This window comes from Mycobacterium sp. TH-M82 (genome assembly GCF_057473605.1).
Map to the genome: position 1 here is coordinate 1 of NZ_JBYCKY010000824.1, position 3,280 is coordinate 3,280.

The 3,280-nt window shown below is 65.9% G+C and carries 6 protein-coding genes; 1 reads left to right on the top strand and 5 read right to left on the bottom strand.

Annotation, left to right across the window (positions count from 1 at the left end):
• The 3 genes from AC2VON_RS24105 to AC2VON_RS24115 form a co-directional block, all read right to left on the bottom strand.
• A partial coding sequence (locus tag AC2VON_RS24105; RefSeq protein ID WP_486955095.1) for a hypothetical protein occupies window positions 1-94 on the bottom strand: 94 nt, incomplete at its 3' end.
• 89 nt (window positions 95-183) lie between these two features.
• The gene (locus AC2VON_RS24110) at window positions 184-645 is read right to left on the bottom strand and encodes a pyridoxamine 5'-phosphate oxidase family protein (protein ID WP_486955090.1); all 462 of its coding nucleotides are present in this window, start codon (window positions 643-645) and stop codon (window positions 184-186) included.
• 4 nt (window positions 646-649) lie between these two features.
• A complete protein-coding gene (locus AC2VON_RS24115; RefSeq protein WP_486955091.1) occupies window positions 650-1,525 on the bottom strand; it encodes a sigma 54 modulation/S30EA ribosomal C-terminal domain-containing protein in 876 nt (291 codons plus the stop codon).
• 233 nt (window positions 1,526-1,758) lie between these two features.
• On the opposite strand from AC2VON_RS24115, the gene AC2VON_RS24120 reads away from it, so the two are divergent.
• The gene (locus tag AC2VON_RS24120; RefSeq protein WP_486955092.1) at window positions 1,759-1,920 is read left to right on the top strand and encodes a hypothetical protein; all 162 of its coding nucleotides are present in this window, start codon (window positions 1,759-1,761) and stop codon (window positions 1,918-1,920) included.
• Here AC2VON_RS24120 and AC2VON_RS24125 read toward each other — a convergent pair.
• Together AC2VON_RS24125 and AC2VON_RS24130 are read right to left on the bottom strand one after the other, a co-directional pair.
• Window positions 1,917-2,738, bottom strand: coding sequence for an adenylate/guanylate cyclase domain-containing protein (locus AC2VON_RS24125; RefSeq protein WP_486955093.1), 822 nt, complete (start codon window positions 2,736-2,738; stop codon window positions 1,917-1,919). The two genes, AC2VON_RS24120 and AC2VON_RS24125, sit on opposite strands and share 4 nt — an antisense overlap.
• A 117-nt stretch (window positions 2,739-2,855) precedes the next feature.
• Window positions 2,856-3,280, bottom strand: a 425-nt coding sequence (locus AC2VON_RS24130; protein WP_486955094.1) for an alpha/beta fold hydrolase, incomplete at its 5' end; no start/stop codon positions are given.

Here is a 3,280-nt window from a genome sequence, read left to right on the forward strand (position 1 = left end):
ATTCCTTGAACATCGAGAGATGCCGGTTGAGGAGCCGTTCAACCACGGGTTCGAGCTCGTTCATGAGCTGCAGGCCGGTCAAAGCGTTCGACATGTCGCTCCCAGTTGTCTGTATCCGACAGTTACAGTCAATATATCTGTGTAAGAGGGTCACATTCAAATCTGCCGCACCGACCGGTCACGTTATCGCACGCCGGGCTCGTTGGAGACGATGCGGATACCGGTGACGATCTCGGGTTCGATGGCGATCACGGTGTCCATGCTCATGTTCACCCATGGCTGCAGCAGCTGTTCGTAACGGGCGACTTGGTCGGGGTCGGTGACCGTAGTCGCCAGCCCGGTGACCACCACGCTCCAGCCCGTGTGCCGCTGGGAGTCGAGGTCATCGGCCTCGTAGGCCACCACCGCGCCGGGGTTGTTGTGGGATCGCGCCGTGTCGGACACTTTGGCGGCCAGCCGGGTGCGCAGGATCACTCGACCGCCATCGACGAGGTGGTTGACCGGGCGGATCGCCGGCAACGCCTCGCGAGTGAACACCACCCGCCCATAGCCGACGCTGGCCAATAATCGCATCGCTTCGGCGCGGTCCAGTTCGATGACCTCGCGTGGCATTCCGGCGGTGGTGCGAAAAGTGTTGCCCGACATTTAGTTAGACCTCTTCTCGGCGGCTGTTGGCGAGAGGGGTGACCAGGCCGAGGTTGCCGTCATAGCGCGGATACAGCAGCTGGCCGCGACCGGTGGCCGGATCGGTGAAGAACAGGAACTGCAAGCCGTGCTCACGCAGCCGGGTGACCGCGGCGTCTTCCGGAAGAGTCGGTGTCGGACGGGAGTTCACGACCAGCGGTACCGGTGGGACGCCGGTCGGCGGCAACGATGACCATCCGGGCGGGCACATGCGGTGTTGGCGGGCCAGCCGCAGCCCTGACGGCCCGGCGCGATACACCACCGCGTCTTCGCCGGTTTCGGCGTCGGTGAACAGGTGCACGTCATAGTCCATCGCATCCATCGCATCCATCGCAGCCATCGCCTCCATCGGGCTGCCGTGTAGCAGCCTGACCGGCTTGCGGCCGACGATCACCGCGTCGGCGGGCGCGGTCAACGTCCTGCGGGTCCGATCCGGCCAGGGCCGCGGGCGCCATGGCGCCCACACCCGCACGATCTGGCGATCCAGCCGTGCCGGCGCCGATGAAAGATCATCGCGGCCATCGGTAACCGCCTGCACTCGTGTCGGGGTAGTGCGTACCCGCAGATTCACCTGCACCAGCATCTGCCCCTGGGCACAGTTCGCAGCGGCAAGCCGCACCCGAGCACCGCCGGTGATCCCCCGATGCTCCAATACGTGGCCCACTTCACGCACCGCCCGTTCGGTCTGCGACGCGGCAACCCGGCCACCGGAAAACACGGCGACGTCGGGAAACTCCCGGGCTATCGACGGCTCGGCGCACACCGCACGGCGACCCCACTTTCTTTTGTTGTCCTTGCCCCCCGAGAGGATGGGCCCGGGCCAAAGCTTTACTGGCCGCACGCGCGTCGCGTAGGGCCAAAAGTCCCGATGTCAGCCATGTCGTTGCTCACACCTCACCCGCGCGGGTAAACGCTGCTCCGCGAGATCAGAGGGATACAACGTGGATTCGCAGGTACATACCGACAATCACGTTGGACACATAAACCTCATCAGTGACGCAGGCGCGCTGACCCTTTCCCAAGCACGTTCTAAGACCTGTCGACCCCGGTCGCGGCGGCGCATACGGTGTAGGTGTGCGCAGCATCTGGAAGTGGCTCGGGCTGGCCGGTGTGGTCGGGGTCACCGCCGGGGGAGTGCTGGTGGTCCGCGATCAACGGCGGCGAAAGGCCTACACCCCCGACGAGATCCGGGCGCGCCTGCATCAGCGGCTGGCCGAATCCGGCAGTAACGCTTAACAGGTGTGCACCGCGTAGAGCCGATGGGTACCGGCGAAGCCCTTCAGCTCGGCGTCACGGCCGGCGTCGACGGTGAAGTCGTCGCACTCGGCGACGGCATCCCGGACAGGCTCGCTGATCAGGATCTGGGCGCCGTCGGCGGCTGCTGCCACTCGTGCGGCCATTGCGACGTTGCGGCCGAACAGGTCATCACCGCGGCGCACCGAGCGGCCCATGTGAATGCCAATCCGAACGCGAATTACAGCGGGCCGCAGCTTGTTTCGACTATTCAGCGCCCGCTGGACGTCGATGGCGCAGCGCACCGCCTGCTCAGGTTGTGCGAACGCGACCATGAAGCCGTCGCCCTGGCTCTTCACCACGTGCCCGGCGTGCTCGCTGACCTTGCGGTGGACCATCTCGTCATGGTGTGCGATCAATTTGACCCAGGCACGGTCGCCGATCCTCTCGTTGAGTGCGGTGGAGTCCTCGATGTCGGTGAACAGGATCACCACTTTGCCGTCGGGTGTGATGCGGGCCAGGTCGGGTCGCTCGACCTCGGCCCAGTCGGCGAGGTCTTCGATCGAACTGCGCACTGCCGCACCCAAACCCTTTCTGCGTACCAGGTTCGCGGTCTGCCACAATGTCTTGACGGCTTCGCGCGCGCCGGGCGGCAGCAGGCTTCGGCTGGCGACCCGATGCTGTAGGGCATCGGCCTCGGCACGGGCGCGCCGCAATCGCAGCGACACGACGCCCAGCGCCGCCGCTTCGGCCACCGCGATGCCGGCCAGCACGTAGACCGCGATCATCGGGGCCGTTGTCAACGTTGCCCATGCAACCATGGGCAGCATCTTTCCGTATCCCGTTGAGATTGGGCCTGGGGGCACCTCCCGTTGAGATTGCGGCCAGGGCTGTGTGCAACGGTCGATCGACGACCGTGGATGCAATCTCAGTGAGGCTCACCCGTCGGCACGCGCTCGGCGGGAGACGAACTCAACGACGGCCGCGCTGAAGGCGTCGTTGTCGTCACCGGCCGCGGTGTGCCCGGCCTCGGACAGTTCGACGAACTCCGCACCCGGAACCTTGTCCAGAAAATCCCGGACGCCCTCGGTGCTCACCACGTCCGACAACTTGCCGCGGATCAGCAGGATCGGGATCTTCAGCGCGACAGCGGCGGCTTCGAGTTTCGCGGTGCGCAGCGCGGGGTCGTCGCCGGGTCTGGTCATCAACGCCGGATCCCAGTGCCAGTACCAGCGGCCGTCGCGCAGGCGCAGGTTCTTTCTCAAGCCGTCCGGGCTGCGCGGTTTCGTCCGGTGCGGCAGGTAGGCCGCGACTGCGTCGGCGGCATGCGCGAGCGAGTCGAAGCCGTCGACGTGGGCGGACA

Coding starts and splice junctions, on each gene's coding strand:
- AC2VON_RS24110 (WP_486955090.1), bottom strand. CDS start 645: ATGTCGGGCAACACTTTTCGCACCACCGCCGGAATGCCACGCGAGGTC.
- AC2VON_RS24125 (WP_486955093.1), bottom strand. CDS start 2,738: ATGGTTGCATGGGCAACGTTGACAACGGCCCCGATGATCGCGGTCTAC.